19 protein-coding genes are annotated in these 22684 nt (G+C 66.0%); 13 read left to right on the top strand and 6 right to left on the bottom strand.

All coding sequences use genetic code 11. The features are described 5' to 3' along the window. Nucleotides 1–50: 50 nt before the first annotated feature. The 12 genes from FFI97_RS00590 (at nt 51) to FFI97_RS00535 (ending at nt 16292) form a co-directional block, all read left to right on the top strand. The gene (locus FFI97_RS00590) at nt 51–3218 is read left to right on the top strand and encodes a type VI secretion system Vgr family protein (RefSeq protein ID WP_139702479.1); all 3168 of its coding nucleotides are present in this window, start codon (nt 51–53) and stop codon (nt 3216–3218) included. Between the two features lie 66 nt (nt 3219–3284). Beyond that, entirely contained in the window at nt 3285–8105 is a 4821-nt protein-coding gene (locus tag FFI97_RS00585) for an RHS repeat-associated core domain-containing protein (protein ID WP_139702478.1), read from the top strand. Between the two features lie 3 nt (nt 8106–8108). Beyond that, on the top strand, nt 8109–8642 hold the full coding sequence (locus tag FFI97_RS00580) for an SMI1/KNR4 family protein (RefSeq protein ID WP_139702477.1): 534 nt from the start codon (nt 8109–8111) through the stop codon (nt 8640–8642). A 293-nt stretch (nt 8643–8935) separates the two neighbouring features. Next, nucleotides 8936–9190: a hypothetical protein gene (locus FFI97_RS00575; protein WP_139702476.1), complete on the top strand. Its 255-nt coding sequence runs from the start codon at nt 8936–8938 to the stop codon at nt 9188–9190. A gap of 210 nt (nt 9191–9400) precedes the next feature. Then, nucleotides 9401–9646, top strand: coding sequence for a hypothetical protein (locus FFI97_RS00570; RefSeq protein ID WP_139702475.1), 246 nt, complete (start codon nt 9401–9403; stop codon nt 9644–9646). Between the two features lie 127 nt (nt 9647–9773). Continuing rightward, nucleotides 9774–10172 (top strand): VOC family protein, encoded by a 399-nt coding sequence (locus FFI97_RS00565; RefSeq protein WP_139702474.1) that lies wholly within the window; start codon nt 9774–9776, stop codon nt 10170–10172. A gap of 44 nt (nt 10173–10216) precedes the next feature. Continuing rightward, nucleotides 10217–10711, top strand: a complete 495-nt coding sequence (locus tag FFI97_RS00560) for a pentapeptide repeat-containing protein (protein WP_139702473.1) — start codon at nt 10217–10219, stop codon at nt 10709–10711. A gap of 63 nt (nt 10712–10774) precedes the next feature. After that, entirely contained in the window at nt 10775–11257 is a 483-nt protein-coding gene (locus FFI97_RS00555) for a hypothetical protein (protein ID WP_139702472.1), read from the top strand. A gap of 163 nt (nt 11258–11420) precedes the next feature. Continuing rightward, nucleotides 11421–12125 (top strand): DUF3348 domain-containing protein, encoded by a 705-nt coding sequence (locus FFI97_RS00550; protein WP_139702577.1) that lies wholly within the window; start codon nt 11421–11423, stop codon nt 12123–12125. A gap of 31 nt (nt 12126–12156) precedes the next feature. After that, nucleotides 12157–14979 (top strand): DUF802 domain-containing protein, encoded by a 2823-nt coding sequence (locus tag FFI97_RS00545; RefSeq protein WP_144004327.1) that lies wholly within the window; start codon nt 12157–12159, stop codon nt 14977–14979. Nucleotide 14980: 1 nt separating this feature from the next. Continuing rightward, entirely contained in the window at nt 14981–15643 is a 663-nt protein-coding gene (locus FFI97_RS00540) for an OmpA family protein (RefSeq protein WP_139706701.1), read from the top strand. Further along, complete coding sequence (locus FFI97_RS00535) at nt 15636–16292, top strand: DUF2894 domain-containing protein (RefSeq protein WP_139706703.1); 657 nt, start codon at nt 15636–15638, stop codon at nt 16290–16292. The genes FFI97_RS00540 and FFI97_RS00535 overlap by 8 nt, the downstream gene beginning before the upstream one ends. A gap of 4 nt (nt 16293–16296) precedes the next feature. On the opposite strand, the gene FFI97_RS00530 is transcribed toward FFI97_RS00535, so the two are convergent. From FFI97_RS00530 to alkB, 6 genes are all read right to left on the bottom strand, one after another. After that, entirely contained in the window at nt 16297–16692 is a 396-nt protein-coding gene (locus FFI97_RS00530) for a VOC family protein (protein WP_139706705.1), read from the bottom strand. Between the two features lie 42 nt (nt 16693–16734). Beyond that, complete coding sequence (locus tag FFI97_RS00525) at nt 16735–17112, bottom strand: YkvA family protein (RefSeq protein WP_139706719.1); 378 nt, start codon at nt 17110–17112, stop codon at nt 16735–16737. Nucleotides 17113–17126: 14 nt separating this feature from the next. Continuing rightward, nucleotides 17127–17462, bottom strand: coding sequence for a YnfA family protein (locus FFI97_RS00520; RefSeq protein ID WP_139706707.1), 336 nt, complete (start codon nt 17460–17462; stop codon nt 17127–17129). Between the two features lie 30 nt (nt 17463–17492). Continuing rightward, a complete protein-coding gene (locus FFI97_RS00515) occupies nt 17493–19175 on the bottom strand; it encodes an alpha/beta fold hydrolase (protein ID WP_139706708.1) in 1683 nt (560 codons plus the stop codon). A gap of 165 nt (nt 19176–19340) precedes the next feature. Then, complete coding sequence (locus tag FFI97_RS00510; protein WP_139706710.1) at nt 19341–21158, bottom strand: ABC transporter ATP-binding protein; 1818 nt, start codon at nt 21156–21158, stop codon at nt 19341–19343. A gap of 7 nt (nt 21159–21165) precedes the next feature. Next, a complete protein-coding gene (alkB, locus tag FFI97_RS00505; RefSeq protein WP_139706712.1) occupies nt 21166–21822 on the bottom strand; it encodes a DNA oxidative demethylase AlkB in 657 nt (218 codons plus the stop codon). Nucleotides 21823–22013: 191 nt separating this feature from the next. On the opposite strand from alkB, the gene FFI97_RS00500 reads away from it, so the two are divergent. Next, a complete protein-coding gene (locus FFI97_RS00500; RefSeq protein ID WP_185993526.1) occupies nt 22014–22682 on the top strand; it encodes an STN domain-containing protein in 669 nt (222 codons plus the stop codon). Nucleotides 22683–22684 lie beyond the last annotated feature (2 nt).

Raw genomic sequence — 22684 nt, 5'->3', positions numbered from 1 at the left:
TTTCAGCTGACCATCGCGACGATGGTTGCATCTTCAGGGAGTAGAGCCAAATGGCCGAAGGTATCCAGAGCGGAGGGGCACTTCTCGACCGCCAGCACGACCGGTTGCTGCGCCTGTCGTTTCCCCAGGGCGGCGAACCTGCGGGTGCGCGGCTGGTCATCAACCGGCTAGACGCCCGCGAAGGCGTGTCGCGCGACTTCGAATACACGGCCGAGCTGCTCTCGAGCAATGCCGACCTGGCGCTCAAGGACCTGCAAGGCAAGATGCTGTGCATCGATCTCGTGCGTGCGGACGGCAGCCTGCGCCACTTCACCGGCATCGTCTTCGCCTTCCGTCTCGTCAAGACCGACGGCAACCTTGCCTTCTACGAAGCCCGGCTTGGTCCGTGGTTGAGATATCTGCGCTTGCGCTCGAACAACCGCCTGTTCCACCGCCAGAAACTGCAAGAGCAGACTCAGGCCATCTTCAACGACTACGACACCTTGCCTCAATGGAAGTGGCAAGTCCGCAGCGAAGACCTCCCCATCACCATGGCCGCTCAAGGCGGAGGTGCCCAAGGCGAGAGCGACCACAACTACCTGCACCGGCGCTGGGAAGCCGCCGGCTACAGCTACTGGTACGAACATACAGCCCAAGGCCACACCCTCGTTCTCGCCGACGACACCACACTGGCCGAAGCCGTGGACGGGCCGACGCCCGACATCCGCTTCCAGCGCGAAGGCGGCGCCCAGGAAGAAGATGCCATCCACCAGTGGAGTGCTGCACGCACCCTCGTGTCCGGGCACACGGCCGTCAGCGCCTTCGACTTCAAGAACCCGCGAGCCCAGCACGCCGATACCCCCAGCGGCAACCAGCAAGGCGACGTCCCTCAGCTGGAAGTGCACGAATACGGCGGCCACCGGCACTTCAAGACCAGCCGCGAAGGCGATGCGCTTGCCAAGCGGCGCGTCGAAGAGATCGAAGCAGTTGCGAAGCACTTCGATGCGCGCGGCAACAACCGGCAAGTACTGCCCGGGCGCTACTTTCGCCTCACCGATCACTTCGGGCGCACGCAGGGCACAGGCCCCGAGAGCGAATTCCTGATCCTGGAGATCGAGCACAGCGCGAGCAACAACTACCTGCAAGGCGCAGGCGAGCTTGCCCAGTACAGCAACCGCTTCAGCTGCAGCCGACGCTTCGTCCCGTGGCGCCCCGGTCGAGGCTTTCACAGCGTGGAGCAGCGCGTGATGGCACCACAGACGGCGACCGTGGTGGGACCGTCCGCCGAGGGCAGCATCCACACCGACGAGTACGGCCGCATCCGGGTGCAATTTCATTGGGACCGCGAAGGCCAGAGCGACGAACGCAGCTCCGCCTGGGTGCGTGTGATGAGCCCCTGGGCGGGTGGAGAGACGGGCGCCGTCTCCACGCCCCGCGTCGGCTCGGAAGTCATCGTGCAATGCCTGGACGGCAACCCCGACCACCCGATCGTCATGGGGGTGGTCTACAACGCGCAGCGCATGCCGCCGTGGAAGCTGCCCGAGCAAAAGGCCCTGACCGGACTCAGAAGCCGTGAGCTCGCAGGCGCCAGCGGCAACGAGGCCGGCGGCAAGAGCAACCACCTGCTGCTGGACGACACCGAAGGAAAGATCCAGGCGCAGCTCAAGAGCGACCACGACAGCAGCTCCCTGAGCCTGGGGCACATCACGCGCATCGAAGACAACGCCGGACGCAAGGATGCCCGGGGCCAGGGCTTCGAGCTGCGCACGGACGGTCACGGTGCGATCCGGGCCCAGGACGGACTCCTGATCAGCACCGAGGCGCGCGCCAACGCGCAGGCCCACATCACCGACATGGGCGAGACGGTGCAGCGCCTGTCCCAGGGACGGGAGCTGCACGAGGGCTTGAGCGAAGCGGCGCGACAGGCCAAGGCGCACGAGGCCGGCGACCAGGACGAAGTGACCCAAAGCCTGAAGGCGCAGAACGATGCGATCAAGGGTTCTGGTGGCGGCAACAAGGCCGAGGGCGAGTTCCCCGAACTCAACGAGCCGCATGTGGTGCTGGCCAGCCCTGTGGGAATCGAGGCCACCACGGGGGGCTCGATTCATCTGGTGAGCACCGAGCACCATGCGGTCACCAGCGGGGCGCACACCAGCATTGCGGCGGGCAAGAGCTTGCTGGTCAGTGCCAAGGACGCGGTGCGCATCGCCGCCTTCGAGAAAGGCATTCGCCTGGTGGCGGCAGCGGCGGACATCGACATCACGGCCCTCAAGAGTTGCATCAATGTCATCGCCAAGCTCGACATCAAGATGGAGGCCAATCGCATCACCATCACCGCCAAGGAAGAGGTTCTGGTCAATGGCGGCACCAGCTACACACGCTGGAACGCGAGCGGCATCGAGAGCGGCACCAATGGCATCTGGCGCGAGCATGCGGCCGTGCATAGCCTGGTCGGGCCGAACAGCAAAGGGTCGCCCAAACTGCCGGAGCCGGCCCAGCTGCCGAAAGGGCAGCTGGATCTGCACAACCACTACATCAAGAGCGATGGCACGCCGCGACAGGCCGTGAAGCAGGGCGAGTACACGGTGGTGGATTCGGAAGGCGGTACCCACAGCGGCAACCTCGATGCCAAAGGTTTCGCGACGGTGTCGGGCTTGCCGATCGGCGGCGCCAAGATCACCTTCGGTCCGGATCCGCGCGATCCCTGGGACGAGGGCAGTTACTTCGGGCCACCGCACGAATGGCCGCCCAAGCCGCTGGACGAGAAATCGACGACGAGCCCTGCAGGCGATGCAGGGGCCTTGCCTGCAGCGAACCTGCTGTCGGCCAAGGGCGTTCTGGGCGGAGCCAAGGGCGCGTTGGGACAGATCGGCCAGGTGGCCGGAACGGCGCAGCAAGCCGTTGCGGCCGTCCAGGCCGTGCAGCAAGGCGGCGCGCAGGCGTTGCTGGGGCAAGCGGGGCAGATGGCCTCTGGCGCAGCGACCCAAGCCATTGGAAAGGCCGTCGGCGGTGCGCTCGGCCCGATGGGTGCGCCCGCAGCAGGCGTGGCCGGCAGCGTGGTGGCCGGTGGCATGAATGGCGGGCTGGCGGGCGCGGCTGCCGCGGCGCAGAGCAGCGTGAGCGGTGCGGCGGCGTCGCTCGTTCCCAAGCTGCCTGGCGCATTGCCCAGCCTGCCGTCCTTGGGCGGCGCGAACCCTGCGACAGCCATGACTGGCAGAACGCCCGGTTTCGCAGGTTGACGGCGACACAGGCCCGCCGGTTGCGCGGGCCTGAAGAGAACAAATCAGATCGAGGAAGCACAAAAAATGGCAACGCAGGGACCGCAGGAAACCAAGCCGCGCGAGAAGCAGACCGCGGTCGCGCCGCTCAACGCCATCGCGCCGCAGGACATCGGTGCCGGCGCGGCGCGTTTCGACAAGTGGTTGCGCGACATCAGCAACGACTACGTCACGCTGGAACGCTTGAGCACCGTGGCGGGCAGCCTGCCTGTCATCGGCAACATCATGGCGCTGATCGACGTGATCATGGACATCGTCCTGATCAGCGGACGATTCATCAAGAAAGAGGCTGTTGACTTCCTTGCGTGGGTCAACCTGGGCATCAACCTGATCGGCATCATTCCTGCACCGCCGAGCATGGCGGCTGCCCGCATGAGCCTGCGCCCGGCACTGCATCTCGTCAAACAGCAGCTCAAGCACAGCGCCTCGAACATTGGCGACGCGTTGATCTCCGTGCTGGTGATGCACCTCAACGACAAGATCGCCGGCGAGATCGAGAAGTTTGTCGACGGTGCGATGAGCAAGCTCTCGGGCATCCTGAACAATTGCGCGGACAAGGCCGATGGCGTTGTCGATGACCTCATCAGCGTGTTGCGCCGCTGCACCGGCGGCGAAGACCTGTTCAAGATCGCGGGCCCCAAGCCGGAGAGGAACACCTACAACCCCAAGAAGGAGAGCATGTGGAACCGCATGCTCGCCGCAGCGGACCGCTATGCCAAACAGGCGGCCAACTACGCCGTCAAGGTGGCGGCCGCACGCCTGCCCGACAAGGCGAAGGCGGTGGTCAACATCGTCATCGGCAGCCTGACCGACTTCAAGGGAGCGCTGCGAGCCAAGTTGATGGCGCTGGCCAGCGCCGAGACCGAGCGCTCGATCATGTGGCTGCTCAAGCGCCTGTTTGCCGCCGTCAAGAAATTCAAGGCCAAGCGTGCCGCTGTCGTGCCGCCCACCAAGGGCGCCCAGGCGCAGGCCGCCAGGCCGGGTCACGAACTCGGCGCCGTGAACACCCAGGCCGGCGCCACGGGAAGTGGCAACTGCTGCAAGCAGGGCGCAGCCAAGGCCAAGACCCGCAAGTCCATCAGCTTCGCCACAGGAAGCGAGAGCTTCACCCACACGGATTTCGTGCTGCCGGCCACGCTGCCCATCGAATGGAACCGCACCTACAGCAGTGACCTTGAGGCCTATGACCAAGGCAGCTTCGGCGCGCGCTGGTTGATCCCGTACACGACGCGCGTCGACGTCGTCGAGTCCAGGGGCCGACGTGCACTGGTCTATCGTGCCGCCGACGGTCGCAGCCACGACATCCCCTGGCTGGCCGTGGGCCAAAGCCATCGCAACGCCATCGAGGAATTCAGTGCCACGCGTGTGAGCGACACGCTGCTGGTGCTCGATTTCGGCAAGCCGTTGCCCGCCGGTGAACCGGCCGACTGGCGCGAGAGCTACGAACTCGTCGACACGGTCAGCAGCAAGGCCGCCACCCAAGGCACGCAGCACTTCCGCCTGGTGGCTCAACATGCCAAGGACGGCGCCGCGATCGGCCTGCGCTACGACCATGCATTGCCTTCCGGCGAGCAGGTGCTGAGCGATGTCGTCAGCAAGCAGGGCGACGTCACGCTCGCACACGTCGGCATCCGGCCTCATGCGATCTCCGGGCGCATCGAATCCGTGTGGGAACTGAAAGACGGACAGGTCGTTCGTCAACTCGCCGCCTACACGCACGACGAAGCGGGCGACCTGGTCGCGGCGCAGGACGAGAACGGCGCCGCCTGGGCCTACCAGTACAGCCACCACCTCATCACCCGCTACACCGACCGCACCGGCCGCGGCATGAACCTGGCCTACGACGGCACCGGGGCGCAGGCCAAGGCGATTCGCGAGTGGGCGGACGACGGCAGCTTCGACACCCGCCTGGAGTGGGATGAGAACATCCGCCTGACCTATGTGACCGATGCGCTGGGCCAGGAAACGTGGATCTACTACGACATCCTTGGCTACACCTACCGCGTCATCCACCCGGACGAGAACGAGGAATGGTTCTTCCGCGACGACGCCAAGAACATCACCCGCCATGTGCACGCTGACGGCACGACCGACGACTATGTCTACGACGACGCTGGCAACCTGCAAACCCACACGCAGGCCGATGGCAGCCAGGTCCACTTCGAGTACGACAAGCTGAGCCGCCTGACCGGCGTGCGCGATGCCGAAGGCGGCGCCTGGCGGCGCGACTACAACCCGCAGGGTCACCTCATCGAGGAAACCGACCCGCTCGGCCACAAGACCCAATACGCCTACGACAAGGCCGGGCGGCCGGTGCAGATCACTGACGCCAAGGGCGGTGTCAAGAAGCTCGCCTACACCCCGACCGGCGAACTCGCCAGCTACACCGACTGCTCGGGCAAGACGACCACCTGGACCTACGACCCTCAAGGCCGCCTCGCCCAAAGCACCGACGCCGCCGGCCAGGTCACCAAGTACCGCTACACCACGCTCGACGAGCAAACGCTGACGGCAGCCCAGGCGGGTGCCAATCACCCCGGCCAGCTCGAAGAAGTGATCCACCCCGATCAGACCAGCGAGCGCCTGGCTCACGACGCCGAGGGCCGCCTGCTGACGCACACCGACGCCCTCGCGCGAAGCACCCGTTACCACTACGCCGACGCGGGGCTCATCGCTGGGCGCACTGACGCTGCAGGCCACACGCTGAGCTACCAATGGGACAAACTGGGGCGCCTCACTCAGCTCGACAACGAGAACCGCAGCCACTACAGCTTCAAGTACGACCCCGTCGGTCGCCTGCTCGAAGAAACCGGCTTCGACGGCAAGGTGACCCAGTACCGCTACGAAGCAACCAGCGGCGTGCTCACCGAAGTGGCAGAAGCAGGGCAGGTCACCCGACTCGCCTTCGACCCATTGGGTCGACTTGTCGAACGCGAGGCCGCAGCCCAAGCCGAAACCTTCGCCTACGACGGCAACGGCCGCCTTGTCGAAGCCCGGAACCAGGACGCCAAGCTCCAGTGGTTCTACGACCCCGCCGGCAACCTCACCCGTGAGCACCACGCCGATCTCGCCAGGGGGCACACCGCCATCTGGCAGCACCGCTACAACGAACTCAACCAGAGAGTCGGCAGCACCCGCCCCGACGGCCACACCCAGGAGTGGCTCACCTACGGCAGTGGCCACGTGCACGGCCTGCTGCTCAACGGCCAGGACATCCTGAGCCTGGAGCGCGACGACCTCCACCGTGAAGTCGGCCGCCAGCAGCACAACGGCCTGGCCCAGACGCAAACCTACGACCCCGCCGGGCGGTTGCTCGAGCAGCAGATCACGCACACGAAGCCGGCTCTCGGCACGACAGGCACCACCACCGTCGGCATCCGTCGCAGCTACCGCTACGACAAAGCCGGCCAGCTCACCGGCATCGGCGACAGCCGGCGCGGGCGGCTGGACTACCGCTACGACCCGGTCGGGAGATTGCTCGAGGCCCAGAGCCAACTGGGCAAGGAAGTGTTCGCCTTCGACCCTGCTGGCAACATCGCCGACCCGGTACTGAAGGAGCCCGGCACGGCAGCACTCGCGCGCGAACAGGGCGTGGCCCCCGGCAAGTTGCTGGACAACCTGCTCAAAGAGTACGCAGGCACGAGCTACAAATACGATGCGCACGGCAACCTCATCCAGCGGACGAAGAACGGGCAGAAGACCCTCTTCAGCTGGGACGGCTTCAACCGCATGGTCAGCGCAAAGAGCGAGGAGGGCACCACGACCTTCCGCTACGACCCGATGGGCCGGCGCATTGCCAAGACAAGCGGATCGAGAGAGACCCTCTTCGGTTGGGACGGCGACAACCTCGCCTACGAAAGCGCAACGCCGCTGGACCCCAGGGCCCGAGAGCAGGCGCACACCGTGCACTACGTCCACGAGAAGGACAGCTTCGTGCCGCTGGCGCAGGTGCGAAGACAGGCGCCCCTTCATCTGAGCCCCACCACCGACGTGAAGGCGCTGATGCAGGCCAACGGCGGGGCCTACGACATCGAGCAGGACCCGCTATGGAACGGGCAGGGACTGCAGCAAGCCAGCGCCGAACCGTTCAGGCCCGAAGAAATCGCTTTCTACCAGTGCGACCACCTCGGCACGCCACAGGAATTGACCGACTCGGAAGGCCAGGTCTGCTGGAGCGCGAACTACAAGGCCTGGGGCGAGGCGAAGCAGGCGATCAGCAAGGCGGCAGGGGTCGCGGGGATCACGAATCCGATTCGGTTCCAAGGGCAGTATTTCGACGAGGAAACGGAGCTGCACTACAACCGGTATCGCTACTACGATCCGCACAGTGGGAGGTTTGTATCGAGTGATCCGATTGGATTTTTCGGGGATTCGAATTTTTACGCATATACGAAAAACCCAGTTGAATGGCTTGACCCGCTTGGATTAAAGCCGCGCCGACCGCAAACAGGAGCACCGACACACGCAGGAGCACACGTCCGTCCAGTGAACGGCAGAAGGCCGCTTAATTACTGTTTCGCGGGCAAAACCATGACCGGCTCCGATCTGCCGGCCAGTGTTCGTGGCAAGTATCCGCATGGCGTCCCGTTTAATATGTTGGGGTTTCCCGATTTTTCCAGATATGCGGTGAAAAAAGTGAATGTTGGAAGTTTCAATAACGACGATGCAGACTTCAGGGCTGCAAATGATGCAGCATTTGGTGCAAATAACGGATTTGGATCAAAAGCGCCGCCAGGCTACCGCTGGCATCATACGCAGTATGATGGGCGCCTCCAGCTTATTCCCGCCGATATTCATGACGCGGTTCGGCACACCGGAGGTGCCGCTGTTTGTGGTACCAGGAGATAATTCATGGTCAATTTTAAATCGCTGGGCCTCAGTGAGGCTGAACTTTCAAAGTTCGAAAAACTTGGAATTCCGTATAAAAAATCTCTTAAAAAAGAGCTTCTTGCCGCATCGAAAATAGGGCCGGCGAGCGAGGCTGAAATAAATGAACTTGAAGCCGATTTTGGCCGTTTGCCAGAAGATTATCGAGAATTTTTGTCTACGGTTAACGGCGGGGTGCCAGATAGAAATGGATTTGTTTTGAATGGAAAAAAGATTTCACTGAGCGAATTTTTTGCTGTTGATGGTCCGAAAAATATCTCTCAAACCATTCGATCGAAGCTTGTCGGGTATGAAAATCGAATACCGTCAAATTCGATTCCTATTGGAGGAACGGTTGGCGGGGATTTGATTTTGATGTTTGTCGGAGGGCATAGTGGGTTCTCCGGAATATATCTTTGGAGACACGAAATCGAGGCGGAAAATGCAGGCAATGAATTTTATGGAAATGTCGAAAAATTGACGGAAGATTTTTCGTCCCTATTGGCCTCCTTGGTTTGAATTAAATGGGGTGAATCTGTTATCGATCCGAGGGGCGGGAACACGTGGTTCTGAGGGGATGCAAGCTGCGGTGGAAGCCTCTGCTGCGTCTATGTGCCTCAATTTCTTGCGCAACGAATTCAGGATGTTAGGAAGTATCGAAATTCCGTGACTCAAGCTTTTGGGCGCTTCGATGGAGAGGTGCGGAGTAGGGGCGGCGGCATGACATGCAGAGACAATCAGTGTGCGGCCGTGGCTGCTAGAGATAGCTCGAAAGAAAGCTCTCGCCCCAAAGCAAAAGGACGATACGGAAGATGACGAAACCATTCACTATTCATATTCCGATGCTCCGGGAAAAAGGAATGCTCGATAGGATGAGTGATTTCTATGAAGGTATTCTGGGTTATGAACGAGATTTGGAATTGAATATCCTGCGAGTGCCGAATCATTCAAATTTGGCAATTTGCTTTAAGTATTCAAATTTTGCCAAAGGAGGGGTGGAAGAAATAAAGAGTCGCTCTATGAATTTTTCGTCGAGAAGAGTTTTCCCAGTCTTTGCCGAAATTTGAAAGAAAAAGGGGTTGAGTTTGACATGCTTGCATGCACTCCTGGGTTCTATTTTGCGAGAATCATGGATCCTTCTGGAAATTTAATAGAAATAATCTCGGAGAGCTTCGAGGATGATCTGAATTTCGACATATCGAGTTGGGGCATCCATCAGGATGTCGGCTGAAATTTCGCGTTGATGGCGAATTAACTTGCAAGCTAGGGCGCCTATGATGAAGGAATTCCATGCACTTGCGATTGAGGAAGTTGAAGGATCGATTGATCGATTAAAAGCCGAGGGCCTTCTTCTTGAGGAGATGGTTTCTATTGCAGAGGCAGATGTGCTGCGTTGCCGATTTTTGGGGAGGCGTATTAATATTAGGATTGATCTTGCATATGGTGCGGAGATCGATCCGGTTGATTCGTTTTCTAGCAAGAAAATCGATGAAATTTCAAATCTAATCTTGGCGAAGTTGTGATTTGAATTTTTCAACAATCGCTAGGAAGGCCTCCGATTTTGCGCGACATTCGGTGTGAATAATCTTGGGGCTGTGTTGCTGATGGGAATTTCGTCGTCCTGTGTCGAAGGGGTGTTGAGAGATTTAAATGGCTAGAGTATTGATCCATCTTCATGCAAGCGACATTCCGGGCAGCATTGAGTTCTATAGGAATTTCGGATTTTCCCTTGCGACTGATGATGTTGATGGATCTGGACTCAGAATCGCAAGAATGACTCACAGCTCCGCACCGTCTCTGGTCCTGAATTTTCGTGACAACAACTCTTTGTTGCGCGCCTACAAGGAGGTCGATGGCGCGGACCTTCCCGTGGTGGCATTCGGTCTGATTTCTTCTTGGGATGAAGAGTTTTTCGGTTGGCAGGACTTGATATTCAAGAGCTTCAGTGATCTTGTTATAAGAAACGTTTCTCAGCCATACGGAGAGTGGATTTATTTGAAAGATCCTGCTGGAAATAACATCTTGTTTGCCAATTCTGATTTTTATTGAAATTCCAAATGTCTTGATGTGTTGCCATCAATGAGCCCAAGACCATGCCCTCCCAAGTGATCATCCAAAACCACAACCTCTGGCGCAAAGGCGCCGGAGGTGCCCCCGCAGGTCTTGCCGGCATGGCCGACAGCTATGCCTATGCCGGACTGGACCTGAACCTCGCCCAGTTCGCCAGCACTGTCTTCACCGGCACCAGCTTTGCTGCGTGCACGTTCAAGCAGGCCGGCTGGACCGGATGCCAGTTCTCGGGCTGCACCTTCACCACGTGCGACTTCGAGGGCATTTCCATCTCTGGGTGCACGTTCTCCAACTGCACCTTCTCGCAGTCACAGTTCCAGCAAAGTCGGCTCAGCGCTTGTCAGTTCAACAACTGCCAGTGGAACGGCTTGAATTTCGATGGAGGTCACTGGTCCGATGTCGCCGTGCTTGGATGCACGGGCACCACGGTTGAGGCCGATGGCCTGCGTGGGGAGCATGTGGACTTCACTGGCAGCTACTTCGAGCACATGGAGATGCGCAACACGCAGATCAATTGAGTTCGCAAAGCGGCGCGATCTTTCGGAGCATCCATGCCAAGAGGCACCCCCAACCCCAATCCCATGTACGGAATCTACGGCTACGACGACTATTGGAGCGTCGATATTCGCCGTAACAAGGTGCGCATGGTCAAGGCGTTCTACTTCAACACCCACGGCGGTCGCGAGGGTGCCTTGGCGCATGCCCAGGCGCATCGAGATCAATTCGTGCGCGAACACTTGCCGGTGTTGAAGCGCGAGATCGCCCAGCGCGTGCGGCGCGACAACAAGAGTGGTGTGGCGGGGGTGTATTTTCGGGAGGAGCCGGGCGGGAAGAATCCGATGTGGATCGCGATGACCAGAGTCAGCCCGGAGAAATCGGTCAGCAAGGCTTTTTCGGTCGGACGGTATGGCCCTCGCGCGCGAGAACTGGCGATTGCCGAGCGACAAAAGCAACTCGAGCAGATGACGGGGTATGCCTCGCGTCATCCGGCGGATGGGTCGACATCACCTTCGATCGCAAGGCCCCCGTCGAGCCCGACAGCGGCCAGCTCCAATCGCTCATAGACCGCCCAAAAGGGGCCGAAGGAACGGGGCGGGAAGGCCCGGATTTCCTCGACTTCTGTCACACCCCGTTTCACTTCTCCCGCGCTTCCTGTGCACCAGTTCACAGAGGGAAAGCCGCCAGTTGACCGGTGTAAACTGCCCGGTTTTCTCCCTCTCTCGCGGTATGGTGCAAGTGTCACGGCGCACAGGCTTCACCGGCTCGGCGCTCACTCGCTTGCTCGCTCAATTGAGTGACATCGACGTTCCCGAATCCAGGCAAGCCCTCGCGGATCGTTTGAGTCAGTGGTTCAGTTGGACCGACGCCATCTCCTTGTCTGCAGCTTTGGATTCCGATCTGGGCGTCGCCGTGTCCGGCGCCCGGGCGTCCGAGGGTGCCGAGGAGGCGCAGGAGTGCGCGCGCCTGAAGGCCGCGCTGGCCAAGGGCAATGCCGATGGCGGCGTGGCCTCGGTGCTGCCGGGCGCGAACGACGACTTTCCGCCGTACCGCCGCCGCTACTTCGCGCGGCAGCAGGCCATGGAAACAGCCATCGAACCGCTGCGCGCGCGCCTGCGGGCCCGGCTGGCCACCCGCTCGCCCGAGCTGGCCCGGCTGGCTGCGGTGGACGCCATCCTGGAACAGGTGGTGGGCGCGCGCGAACGCAGCCTGCTGGCGAGCGTGCCCACGCTGCTGGAGAAACACTTCAAGCGCCTGCGCGAGGCCCATCAGGCCGCGCAGGACGCCACCCCCGACAACCCCCAGCCGCCAGCGACCGCCGCCGCCGGCTGGCTGGACGTGTTCGGCCGCGACATGCAAAGCGTGTTGCGGGCCGAGCTGGACATTCGCATGCAACCGGTCGAAGGCCTGCTCGAGGCCCTTCGCGACCGCTAGCGTGCCGCCCTACAAGAGACAACAAGCTTCCATGAACAGATTTTTCCATTACGCCGTCTTCCTCGTGGGCCTGGCCGTCGTGTGCTGGGTCGGCGCCAGCTATGTCGGCCACAACCCGCTGGCCCTGGTGATCACGGCGCTGATCGGCGCGTTCTACCTGATGGGCGCGCTGGAGCTGCACCGCTTCCACCAGGCCACCGGCACGCTGTCGCATGCGGTGAACGACCTGTCGGCGCCGCCGGCGAGCCTCGGCGACTGGCTCGCGGGCCTGCATCCTTCGCTGCGCAACGCGGTGCGCCTGCGCATCGAAGGCGAGCGTGTCGGCCTGCCGGGCCCGGCGCTCACGCCGTACCTCGCGGGCCTGCTGGTGCTGCTGGGCATGCTGGGCACCTTCCTGGGCATGGTGGTCACGCTCAACGGCACAGGTCTGGCGCTCGAAAGCGCGACCGACGTGCAGGCCATCCGCAACTCGCTGTCGGCGCCCGTGCGCGGCCTGGGCCTGGCCTTCGGCACCTCGGTGGCGGGCGTGGCCGCATCGGCCATGTTGGGCCTGGCCTCGGCGCTGTGCCGGCGCGAACGCCTGCTGGCCGGGCAGTCGCTCGACACGCTCATCGCCACGTCGCTGCGCGGCCATTCGCTGGCGCACCGCCGCGAAGAGTCGTTCAAGCTGATGCAGCAGCAGGCCCACGCGATGCCCGCGCTGGTCGACCAGCTGCAGGCCATGGTGGCCGCGATGGACCGCCAGAGCCAGTCGATCAACGAACGCCTCGTGGCCAGCCAGGACCAGTTCCATCAGAAGACCGAAGCCGCCTACACGGGGCTCGCCGCCTCGGTCGACCGCTCGCTCAAAGACAGCCTGGCCGACAGCGCGCGCATCGCCGGAGAAACCATCCAGCCCGTGGCGAAGGTGATGCCCGAGCTGGTCGGCCAGCTGCAGACCATGATGGCCGCGATGGAGCGCCAGACCCAGACGCAGAACGACCGCCTCGTGGCCAGCCAGGACAGCTTCCACCAGAAGGCCGAAGCCGCGTACACGGGGCTCGCCGCCTCGGTCGATCGCTCGCTGAAGGACAGCCTGGCCGACAGCGCCCGCATCGCCGGCGAAACCATCCAGCCGGTGGCGAAGGTGATGCCCGAGCTGGTCGGCCAGCTGCAGACCATGATGGCCGCGCTGGAACGCCAGGGCCAGTCGCAGAACGACCGCCTCGTGGCCAGCCAGGACAGCTTCCACCAGAAGGCCGAAGCCGCCTACAGCGGCCTGGCCGCCTCGGTCGATCGCTCGCTCAAGGACAGCCTCACCGACACCGCCCGCATCGCCGGCGCGACGATCCAGCCCGTGGTCGAGGCGGCCATGCTCGGCATCGCGCGCGAAGCGGCCTCGCTGCAGGGCGGCATGGCGCAGGCCGTCGAACGGCAGCTCGAAGGCCTCACGGGCCGCTTCGAGGCGTCGACCGCCGGCGTGGCCGACACCTGGAAGGCCGCGTTGGCCGAACACGAGCGCGCGAGCGGGGCGCTGTCGAGCGACCTGCGCGACACCCTCGAGCGCTTTGCCGAAACCTTCGAGCAGCGCTCGGCCGCGCTGGTCGATGGCGTGTCGGCCCGTCTCGAAAGCACCGTGGGCAGCGTGTCCGACACCTGGGGCAGCGCGCTCGCGCAGCACCAGCGCGTCAGCGAAAAACTGTCGGGCGATTCGCACCAGGCGCTCGCCGCCGCGGCCGCTACCTTCGAACAGCATTCGGTGTCGCTGCTGCGCACCGTGGGCGAGGCGCACACCAGCCTGCAGACCGAACTGGCGGCGCGCGATGCGCAGCGCCTGTCGGCCTGGAGCCAGTCGCTCGAAGCCATGGCCGCATCGCTGCAGAAGGAATGGCAGCAGGCCGGCGCGCACACGCTGAGCCAGCAACAGCAGCTGAGCGATACGCTGGCGCAGGCCGCGCGCGACGTGTCGGCGCAGGCCGAGGCGCATGCGAAGCAGACCGTCGCCGAAGTCGCGCAGCTGCTGCAGGCCGCATCGGACGCACCCCGCGCCGCGGCCTCGCTGCTCGACACCGTGCGTGAGGCGCACGCCAACCTGCAGACCGAACTCGCCACGCGCGACGCGCAGCGCCTTGCGGCCTGGAGCGGCTCGCTCGAGACCATGGCCGCCTCGCTGCAGAAGGAATGGCAGCAGGCCGGCGCGCACAGCCTGAGCCAGCAGCAGCAGATGAGCGAGACGCTGGCGCAGACCGTGCGCGACATGTCGGCGCAGGCCGAGGCCAATGCGAAGCAGACCGTGGCCGAAGTCGCGCAGCTGCTGCAGGTGGCCGCCGAAGCACCGAAGGCCGCGGCCGACGTGATCGCCGAGCTGCGCCAGAAGCTGTCCGACGGCATGGCGCGCGACAACGACATGCTCGAAGAGCGCAGCCGCATCCTTGGCACGCTCGAGACCTTGCTGGGCGCGGTGAACCATGCCTCGACCGAACAGCGCAGCGCCATCGACGCGCTCGTCACGGCCTCGGCCGACATGATGGAACGCGTGGGCAGCCGCTTCACCGAGAAGGTCGAGAGCGAGACCGAGAAGATGGCCGGCATCGCCGCGCAGATCACCGGCGGCGCGGTCGAGGTGGCGAGCCTGGGCGAAGCCTTCGGCTTTGCCGTGCAGCGCTTCGGCGAATCGAACGACAAGCTGGTGGCGCACCTGCAGCGCATCGAAGGCGCGCTGGGCAAGTCGCTGGCGCGCAGCGACGAGCAGCTGGCCTACTACGTGGCGCAGGCGCGCGAGGTGATCGACCTGAGCATCATGTCGCAAAAGCAGATCGTCGAAGACCTGCAGCAGTTCGCCAGCCGCCAGACCGCCGTGGGCAGCGAGGCCTGAAATGGTGCGCGACGAGATCGACCTCGACGCCGGCCTGGAGCCGACCGTCCCCGTGTGGGCGGTGTTCGGCGACCTGATGGCGGGCATGCTGGGTGCGTTCGTGCTGATCCTGGTGTGCGTGCTCGGCATGCAGCTGGACCTGGCGAGCCGCCTCGAGACCGAGGTGCAGCAGCGCCGCGCCGAATCGCAGCGCCGCGAGGCGCTCGAGCAGGCGCTGGCCGGCCCGCTCGCCGCGGGCCGCGTGACGCTCAACAACGGCCGCATCGGCATCAGCGGCAGCGTGCTGTTCGCCTTCAATTCCGCCGACCTGCAACCCGGCGGGCGGCAACTGCTGAAAAGCCTGGCCGGCCCCCTGGGCGCCTACCTGAAGGCGCGCGACGAGATCCTGATGGTGAGCGGTTTCACCGACGACCGGCAGATGCGCGACGGCGCGCGCCTGTTCGCCGACAACTGGGAGCTGTCGGCCCAGCGCGCGCTCACCGTGACGCGCGCGCTGATCGAAGAGGGCGTGCCCTCGTCGTCGGTGTTCGCCGCCGCCTTCGGCGCCGAGCAGGCCGTGGCCTCGAACAGCGACGCCGAAGGCCGCGCGAAGAACCGGCGCGTGGAAATGGCGCCGACGCCCCGGCCCAAAAACGCCCCCGACGCTGCGAAGTCCCGTGAGTAACGACACGGCACCGGACGATCAGGTCGACGCGATCGCGGCGCTCGACGCCTGGCGCGCGCGCGGCGATGACCGCTTCGACCCGGTGCGCTTCCGCTTCATCGAGGCGATGGCGCTGCGCGCGGCGGCGCACGAGGGCGAGGCACGGCGCCTGCTCGATGCGCGGCTGGCCAGCCTCATGGCGACCTACCGCGCCGATCTGGAGAAGGTCGAACCCGAGGCCGAAGCGCCGGCCGAGGCACCGTTGCACACCGCGCTCGCCGAGCTGATGAACCACATCGCCCAGCTCGCGCCGCTGCCGCCCCCGCCCGACGCGGAGGCGACCGACGGAGACACCGTGCCCAGCCTGTCCACGGCACCCGAGCTCAAGACGCTGAGCTACTTCCGCGGCACCTGGTCCAAGCTCGCCGCCGACCAGCGCGTGACGCAGTCGCTCGCCAAGGTGCCCAAGAACGCCGGCCCGCTCAACACGCACCACCTGGTGCAGCGCGCGCTCACGCTGATGCGCGACCTGTCGCCGCAGTACCTGCAGCGCTTCATGGCGCATGTCGATGCGCTGCTGTGGATCGAGCAGGTGAACGCCGCCGCCGAGGCCGCGCGCGTGGCGCGCACCGAGAGCCCGCGCAAGAGTTCGCGCAGCCGCGCGAGCTAGAAGCTCAGCCCGCCGCGTCGTGGCACACGACGCACAGCTTGTTGCCGTCCGGGTCGCGGAAGTACGCGCCGTAGTAGTCGGGGTGGTAGTGCGTGCGCAGCCCCGGCGGGCCTTCGCAGCTGCCGCCGTGCGCGAGCGCGATGCGGTGCACCGCGTCGACCATCGCCCGCGTGCCGGCGGTGAACGCCGCCATCTGGCCGTTGCCCGCGTCGTGCGGCCGGCCGTCGTGGGGCTTGCAGATCACGAAGAAGGGCCGCGCGCGCCCCGCGCTGTGCCAGCCCGCCCAGGGTTTTGCCGGCTCGCAGAAACGGCGCTCCAGGCCGAGGCCGTCCATCACCGCGTCGTAGAAGACCAGCGCGCGGTCGAAATCGGAGACGCTGAAGAAGACATGAGAGAACATTTCGGCTCCTTGTGAAGCGGATGAACTTCCAGCGGATTGTCGTCAGCGCGGCCAGAGCCGCCAGGCCAATCCGGCCGCCACCAACACCCAGATGCCGATGACCAGCGCCATGCCGGCCTTGCTCGTCGGCTTGCTGCCCGTGCGCGCCATCCATTCCTCGGCCCGCACGCGGCTGCGCACGATGACCTCGGGCGGCAGCAGGCGCACCGCGAGCCAGATCAGCGCGGGCAGCAGCAGCACGTCGTCGAGGTAGCCGAGCACGGGAATGAAGTCGGGAATCAGGTCGATGGGGCTCAGCGCATAGGCCACGGTGAACCAGCACAGCGCCTTCGGCAGCCATGGCGTGGCGGGGTCGCGGCAGGCGAACCAGAGGGTGACGGCGTCGCGCTTGATGCGGCGCGCCCAGTCGCGCAGGTTCATCGTGATCACGCGCCTCAAGCTGCGCTGCGCGGCCCGAACATGATGATGCCCATGCCGACGAAGCACACGGCCACGCCGACCCAGTCGCTGGTGGACGGCGTCACCTTGTCCACGGCCCAGAGCCACAGGATGGCCACGCCGATGTAGACCCCGCCGTAGGCCGCATACACGCGGCCGGCAGCCGTCGGGTGCAGCGAGAGCAGCCACGCGAAAAGCGCCAGGCTCAGCGCGGCGGGCAGCAGCAGCCAGGCCGACTGGCCCTGCTTGAGCCACAGGTAGGGCAGGTAGCAGCCGACGATTTCCGCGAGCGCGGTCGCGATGAAGAGGCCGAGGGTCTTGAGCAGGTCCATGGCCGCCATTGTGGCGGCCGACCGTTGATGTCAGGGCTGTCGTCCGGGCCCGGTGCCCGGGCGCGACGAAGGCTCCCACACGTCGGGCGTGGTGGCGACCAGCGACTTGAAGTCTTTCCAAGGCCGCGCGCCCGGCACCGTGCGCCCGCCGACGATCACCACCTTCGCGTAGGCCACCATGCGCTCGCGCAGGTAGCGGCGCTCGGACTCGGGCCAGGTCTCGATGGCGTGCGGTCCGCGCGACAGCACGATCTCCTTCACGCCGCGGATGCGGTTGTAGGCGGCCACGGTGCCTTCGAGCGATTCGGCGCGGTCCCACAGGCCCTTGCCGAAGAAGGCGGCGGGCCAGCGGTCCATGCCCGCGAGCGTGGCGGAGTTCGGATAGAAAAGGATGTGGTGGTCCGCCGCCATGCCGCCCAGAAACAGGTTGCGGTCGGCCAGGTCGGGCGCGTCGGGCAGGTAGCCCGCGCCGCTGGCGAACGACGACAGCAGGATCGCCCCGCGGATGTTGCGCCAGCCGCGCGCCGGCGTGCAGTTGGGCACGGGCATGTCGAAGCTGCAGGCGGCCACGTAGTTGCGCGTCATGGCCCAGGCGGTCGACATCGAGCCGCGCGAGTAGCCGCCCAGCACCAGCGGAATCTCGCTGGCCTTCTGGCCCGCCAGCAGCCGGCCGCGCGCGGCATTGCCTTCGAGCAATTGGCCCGAGGGCGTGAGCAGCCGCAGGCCCTGGCCGTGTTCGAGCTGGGCGAGCACGCGGAACACGTCCTCGCCTTGCTCCAGCGTGTTGGTGTCGCTCACGCCGCCCGACAGGCCTTCGCCGCGCCGGTCGTAGGCCAGCACGTCGAAGCCGGCCTGGTTCAGCGCGTGCAGGTTCTCGCGCCACCAGCGCTGGCCCATGGCCTCGGTGGTGCCGTTGGGGAAAGACACCGGCACGGCCTTGCCGCTGGCGCCCTCGATGCGGTAGGCCACCTCGTCCGGATGCTGGAGCGCCGTGAGCTGCCCGCCGCCGCCCGCCGCCATGACGGCCAGGGCGCGCACCTTGCGGCCGCGCCCGTCGTCCACGCCCGCGCCTTCGAGGTACCAGCCGCGCAGCTTGATCGGGTCGGCGAGCTTCAGGTCGAGCCGCTCGAAGGTGTCGCGCGGCACGGTGAACTCGACGATATGGGTGCGCGCGTCGGCCTCGGCAATGCCTTCGCGGTAGGGCGCCTTCGCGAAGAAGGCGGGGCGGCGGATCTGTTTCAGGTCGACGTTCGGGCTGTCGGCATCGATGCGCCCGGCCGGATCGACCGCGCCCGTCACGCGCGTGGCGCGCGCCTTGTTGGGCGGCAGCCAGCGCTGCATCTGCGCGTTCACGCGCTCGAAGCAGGCCGGTTCGGCCTTGCAGGTGCGCCAGCGCGCCTTGAGCTGGTCGTCGGTGAACGCGCCCACGTGGTAGTCGCCGCCCGCATAGTTGGTGGGCACGGGGTAGGCACTCATGAGCACCGGCACGCACACGCGCGGGCCGCCGGCGTTCACCGCGGTGCCGGCCTGCGGCAGCAGGTAGCCGCCCACCCGCGCGTTGCGGTCGGCGCCGACCCAGGCCATGCAGTCGGTGGGCGGAGGCTTGCTGGCGGCGGCCTGGCGCTGTTCGGCGGTGGTGCCGGTGGTGCAGGCGGACACGCCCAGCAGGGCACCGAGCAGGGCGAGCGGAAGGGTGGCGCGGGAGGAACGCATGGGGCGGGAAACGCTCGCGGAATGAAGAACCATGTGATTGGAACGCAGCCGGGGCGCAAAAAGGGACCGCGCAGGACCAAGCGTGAACAAATGGATGCCGATACTGTTGCAGAAGGCGTGCCAGCGCAGCAGTTGTGAACGCCGCGTTCTGGCGCAGGAGGGGTCCTACTGCTTGTTGCCGGACACTGCCTCCCGAAGCAGGGGCTGGCGCGCCATCACCTCGTCGCGCGGGCCGTGGTCGCGCACATGGCCGGCTTCCATGAGGATCACCGTGTCGAAGCGCTCGAGCAGGCTCAGCCGGTGCACCGAGGCGATCACGCAGGCCTGCGGAAACGCCGCCGCGATGCGCCCCAGCACGCGCGCCTCGGTGGCGGCGTCGAGCGCGCTGGTCGGCTCGTCGAGCAGCAGCAGCGAACTGCCTTCGGCCGCGAGCACACCGCGCGCCAGGCACAGCCGCTGGCGCTGGCCGCCCGACAGGTTGAAACCGCGTTCCGAGATGGCGCTGTCGAGGTCGCCGTGCGTGGCCTTCAGCACCTCGTCGAAGGTGCTGGTGTGCAGCGCGGCGCGCAGGCGCTCGTCGTCGCAGGGACGACCGAAGGCCAGGTTCTCGCGCACGCTGGCCTCGAACAGCTCGGTCTCCTGCGGGATCAGCGTGGCGAGCTGGCGCAGCCGGGCCCAGTCGGTCCGCTCGCCGTCGAGCGAGAGCGTGCCGCCGTGCGGCGCATACAGGCCGGCCAGCACGCGCAGCAGCGTGCTCTTGCCGCCGCCGCTGGGGCCTACGAGCGCCACGCGCTGGCCCCGGCGCAGCGAGAGCGCCACGTCGTGCAGGCCGCTGCGCGTGGGCGCGGCCGGATCATCGGCGACGGCGCCGCGCGGGGCGTAGCGCCATTGCAGCTGCGCGACCTGCAGCTGCGTCCACGGCGCCTGCGCGTCGATGCGTTCGTGCGCCGGCACTGCCTCGGGCGGGGCCTCGAGCGTGGGGCTCGTCGGCGCGTGCCAGATCGGCTCGGCGCTGCTGTAGTCGGTGTGCATGCGCGCAAAGAAACTGAAGTTGGCCGCCACCGAGGTGACCACGCCCGCCGCTTGCTGCGCGTACTGGTAGATCATGAACACCGCGCCCAGCATCACGGCCTGGCCCGGTGCGCGCGCCTGCCACACGTAGATCACCACCAGGCCCCAGGTCAGCGCCAGCCCCATCAGGTCGACCGCGAACCACTTGCCTTCGTTGAGCACCACGGTGCGCTTGAGCGGCAGCGACACGGCCGCCATGCGACGGCGCAGCAACAGGCGCGACGCGCCCTGCAGCCGCAGGCCGATCACCGTGGAGGCGTTGCCCAGGAAGTCGAGCAGCGCGGCCACGTAGCGCCGGTCGGCGTCGTTCTCGGCGCGCGCGAGCTTCATGAGCGCGCGGTCGATGCGCACGATCACCACGCCGATCAGCACATAGCCCGCGAGCGCCGTCACGCCGCTGGTGCGCGACAGCAGCGCCAGCGCCACCAACGGCCCGACGAAGTTGACCGCGTTGGTGAGCCAGATGAACTGGTTCTGCGCGAAGTCCGCGAGCGCGCGGCTGGCCTGGTGCACGCGGTGCTGCAGCTCGCCCGAGTGGTGGCTGTCGTGCCAGGCGAGCGGCGCGGCGGCGATGCGCGCATAGAGCTGGTCGGCCAGCGTCTCGCGCACCTTCAGGCCCACGTTGCGCTCCAGGATGCGGCCCGGCCCGTGCAGCGCCCACGCGCCGACGTACACCCCCGCGAGCGTGGCGATCCAGCGGCCCGCCGCGGGCAGGTCGCCGCGCTGCAGCGCGTTGATGGCCTGGCCGGCGAGGTAGGGCAGCGTGAGGCGGATCAGCTGCGAGCTCGCGAGCAATGCGGTGGCGGCCAGCAGCTGCGCACGCGCACCGGCGGCGAAGTGCCACAGCGCGGCGTAGAGCGCACGGATCGCGCGGCCGGGAGATTCGGTGGAGGAGGTCGGCGGACTCGTCATGCGCGCATCAACCCGCCTTGCGGAAGGTGAGGTTGATGCGCTGCGCGCCGAGCCGTGCCTGCAGCGGATGCGGTGCGTCCTTGAGCGGCAGCACGCCATGAAAGCGCAGGCGGTCCACGCCGCCCCACACCACCACGTCGCCGTGCACCAGCGGAATGCGGGTGGTCTTGTCGGCGCGCGCGAGCCCGCCGAACTGGAACACCGCCGGCATGCCCAGCGACACCGACACGATCGGCGCGCCGTGGTCGCGCTCGTCACGGTCCTGGTGCAGCGAGAGCCGGCTGCCCGGCTGGTAGCGGTTGACCAGGCAGGCGTCGGGCGCAAAGCCGTCGAAGCCGGCCAGCGCCGCCGCGTCCCGCGCGAGCAGCGCAAAGGCCTCGGGCATCGCGGGCCAGGGCGCGCCGCTGTCGGGGTCGGCCGCGCTGTAGCGGTAGCCGCGCCGGTCGCTGGTCCAGCCGAGCGCGCCGCAGTTGGTGAGCGCGACCGACATGGTGAAGCCGCCCGGCGTGACCAGGTGGCGGAACGGCGCGCGCGCCGCCACGCCGTCGATGGCATCGAGCAGCGCCTCGGCGCGCGGCAGCGCAAAGCCCGGCAGCACGAAGGCGGCCGGGCCGATCGGCTCGCGCGCGGCGCGCGGCGGGGCGTCGAAGAGGTCGAACGTCATGGGGGCATTGTCGCCAGCGACAGGGGCGCTTCGGACCGTGGCCGTGGCTGCGATGCATTCAAGCTGTCACAAAGCGTCACTAGCATTCCGAGCACCAAAGCAGTACGCGGCACCGGCCCGGCGCCTGCGATTCCTCCTTCGTCACAGGACCCGGCATGTCTCGCGTTGCTCGGTCACGGTGGGTGTGTGTCTTGACCCTGATCCTCGGAATTCTGTCCCTCGCGGCCGTGTCGCATGCCGGCGAACCTGCGCCTTCGCCCGATGCGGCGGGGCGCATCGCCTTCGACCTGCCGGCCCAGCCGCTGGCCACCGCCGTGCAGGTCTACGCGCAGGCGACGGGGCAGTCCGTGTTCTTCGACGGGCAGCTCACCGCCGGCCTCAAATCCGCCGCGTTGCACGGCCTGTTCACTCCGCGCGAAGCGCTGCAGCGCCTGCTGGCCGGCACGCGGCTGGCCGCGCGCCACACCGACGCGCGCACCTTCACGCTGGTCGAGGCCGAGGCACCGCCGCCCGTGGTTGCGACAGCGCCGGCTGCGCCTGCCGCTCCCGCCATGTCTTCGCGCGACGCGCGCGTGGTGCAGCAGGCGCTGGAGCGCACGCTGTGCCGCTGGCCGCATGCGCGCCCCGGCACCTACCGCGCGCTCGTGCAGCTGTGGGTCGGGCCCGGCGGCCATGTGCGGCGCACGCGGCTGCTCAGTTCCACCGGCCTGGCGCAGCGCGACGCCGCGCTCGAAGCCGCGATGAACACGCTGGTGCTCGAGCGCCCACCCGAAGGCGAGGCCGACCAGCCGCTCACGGTGCTGCTGCTGCCGCGCACCGGCGACCGCCCCGACGTCTGCGACGCAGCGGTTTCTCCCTGAGC

This window comes from Variovorax sp. KBS0712 (assembly GCF_006323185.2).
GTDB classification, from domain to species: Bacteria; Pseudomonadota; Gammaproteobacteria; order Burkholderiales; family Burkholderiaceae_C; genus Variovorax; species Variovorax boronicumulans.
Note: the sequence above shows the minus strand (reverse complement) of the source record. Positions and strands in the feature narration are given on the sequence as shown.

Excerpts from the sequence above, each read along its gene's own strand:
- FFI97_RS00550 (WP_139702577.1), top strand. The coding sequence starts at position 11,421 with ATGGTGCAAGTGTCACGGCGCACAGGCTTCACCGGCTCGGCGCTCACT.
- FFI97_RS00560 (WP_139702473.1), top strand. The coding sequence starts at position 10,217 with ATGCCCTCCCAAGTGATCATCCAAAACCACAACCTCTGGCGCAAAGGC.
- FFI97_RS00515 (WP_139706708.1), bottom strand. The coding sequence starts at position 19,175 with ATGCGTTCCTCCCGCGCCACCCTTCCGCTCGCCCTGCTCGGTGCCCTG.
- FFI97_RS00555 (WP_139702472.1), top strand. The coding sequence starts at position 10,775 with ATGTACGGAATCTACGGCTACGACGACTATTGGAGCGTCGATATTCGC.
- FFI97_RS00525 (WP_139706719.1), bottom strand. The coding sequence starts at position 17,112 with ATGAACCTGCGCGACTGGGCGCGCCGCATCAAGCGCGACGCCGTCACC.
- FFI97_RS00510 (WP_139706710.1), bottom strand. The coding sequence starts at position 21,158 with ATGACGAGTCCGCCGACCTCCTCCACCGAATCTCCCGGCCGCGCGATC.
- FFI97_RS00530 (WP_139706705.1), bottom strand. The coding sequence starts at position 16,692 with ATGTTCTCTCATGTCTTCTTCAGCGTCTCCGATTTCGACCGCGCGCTG.
- FFI97_RS00520 (WP_139706707.1), bottom strand. The coding sequence starts at position 17,462 with ATGGACCTGCTCAAGACCCTCGGCCTCTTCATCGCGACCGCGCTCGCG.
- FFI97_RS00570 (WP_139702475.1), top strand. The coding sequence starts at position 9,401 with ATGAAGGAATTCCATGCACTTGCGATTGAGGAAGTTGAAGGATCGATT.
- FFI97_RS00545 (WP_144004327.1), top strand. The coding sequence starts at position 12,157 with ATGAACAGATTTTTCCATTACGCCGTCTTCCTCGTGGGCCTGGCCGTC.
- FFI97_RS00585 (WP_139702478.1), top strand. The coding sequence starts at position 3,285 with ATGGCAACGCAGGGACCGCAGGAAACCAAGCCGCGCGAGAAGCAGACC.
- FFI97_RS00565 (WP_139702474.1), top strand. The coding sequence starts at position 9,774 with ATGGCTAGAGTATTGATCCATCTTCATGCAAGCGACATTCCGGGCAGC.
- FFI97_RS00590 (WP_139702479.1), top strand. The coding sequence starts at position 51 with ATGGCCGAAGGTATCCAGAGCGGAGGGGCACTTCTCGACCGCCAGCAC.
- FFI97_RS00580 (WP_139702477.1), top strand. The coding sequence starts at position 8,109 with ATGGTCAATTTTAAATCGCTGGGCCTCAGTGAGGCTGAACTTTCAAAG.
- FFI97_RS00575 (WP_139702476.1), top strand. The coding sequence starts at position 8,936 with ATGACGAAACCATTCACTATTCATATTCCGATGCTCCGGGAAAAAGGA.
- alkB (WP_139706712.1), bottom strand. The coding sequence starts at position 21,822 with ATGACGTTCGACCTCTTCGACGCCCCGCCGCGCGCCGCGCGCGAGCCG.
- FFI97_RS00540 (WP_139706701.1), top strand. The coding sequence starts at position 14,981 with ATGGTGCGCGACGAGATCGACCTCGACGCCGGCCTGGAGCCGACCGTC.